2 protein-coding genes are annotated in these 1,296 nt (G+C 61.0%); one reads left to right on the forward strand and one right to left on the reverse strand.

Annotated features, from left to right (window positions below; translation table 11 throughout):
- Positions 1–450: class II aldolase/adducin family protein (locus HX823_RS31525; RefSeq protein WP_177078550.1), on the forward strand; the 450-nt coding region annotated here is incomplete at its 5' end.
- Positions 451–491: 41 nt separating this feature from the next.
- On the opposite strand, the gene HX823_RS31530 is transcribed toward HX823_RS31525, so the two are convergent.
- Positions 492–1,296: LLM class flavin-dependent oxidoreductase (locus HX823_RS31530; protein ID WP_177078552.1), on the reverse strand; the 805-nt coding region annotated here is incomplete at its 5' end.

Here is a 1,296-nt window from a genome sequence, read left to right on the forward strand (position 1 = left end):
GTGCTGCACACCCACACCCGCGACGGTATTGCGGTGTCGGCGCAAAAAGACGGCCTGCTGCCGATCTCCCAGCATTCCATCGGTTTCTCCGGGCGCGTGGCGTACCACGGGTATGAAGGCGTTGCCCTCGACCTTGACGAGCGTGAGCGGCTGGTCGCGGATTTGGGTGACAAGAGCGTGATGATCCTGCGTAACCATGGGTTGTTGACGGCGGGCGTCAGTGTTGAACATGCGTTCCAGCAGCTTCAGCAGTTGGAGCGGGCGTGCAATATCCAGGTCGCGGCGCAGGCGGCGGGGAATGCGGAATTGATTTTCCCGCCGAGGGAGGTGGTGGAGAAGGTTGAGCAGCAGGCCAAGGTGTTTGCCAGTGGTGATGGGCCGGGTGTGGCGCGGCATTGGAATGCGTTGATCCGGCAGTTGGAGCGCAGTGATACCGACTACAAGAACTGAATCTTCAGTGGGGGGAGTTGGCTCACCAACTCCCCTGGGGATCAAGCCACTTGCTGGGCCTGCTCGCGTTCAGCGATCAGCTGGCGGGTGAGAGGAATCAGGCGTTTGCCATAGTCAATGGCATCATTCAACGGATCAAACCCACGGATCAGGAACGTGGTGATCCCCAGATCGTAGTAATCCACCAACGCCTCCGCGACTTGCTCAGCGGTGCCTACCAGCGAGGTGGAGTTGCCCTGTGCACCGAGCAACCCCGCAATCCCCGTCCACAAACGCTTATCCAGCCGAGATCCCTGCGCGGCTGCCGCGAGCAGTCGGCGCGAGCCTTCATTCGGCGGTTCACGCCGCACAAAGCCATTTTTTTCGGCCAACTCGGTGGCCTGCTGCAAGATGCGCTCGGCCCGTGCCCACGCCAGTTCTTCGGTCTCGGCAAGGATCGGCCGCAACGACAAACTGAAACGAATCGTACGCCCGTGCTTGGCCGCTTCGGCCCGCACCTGGGTCACGATCTCACGCACTTGTTCGTAAGTTTCGCCCCACAGCGCGTACACATCAGCGTGCTTGCCCGCTACTTCGATTGCGGCTTTGGACGAACCACCAAAATACAGCGGGATGTGCGGTTGTTGCGGCGACTTCACCGTGGAATGCGCGCCTTCGACCTGATAGTAGGTGCCCGAAAAATCGAAGGGCTGTTCGCGGGTCCATTCCTGGCGCACCACGCTCAGGTATTCGTCGGTACGGGCGTAGCGTTCGTCTTTACCGATGTGGCTGCCGTCGGCGCGCAATTCGCGATCATCGCCGCCGGTGATGATGTGCACCGCCGTGCGTCCACCGTTGAACACGTCC

Source organism: Pseudomonas sp. P7759 (assembly GCF_013386445.1).
Taxonomy (GTDB): domain Bacteria; phylum Pseudomonadota; class Gammaproteobacteria; order Pseudomonadales; family Pseudomonadaceae; genus Aquipseudomonas; species Aquipseudomonas azotoformans_A.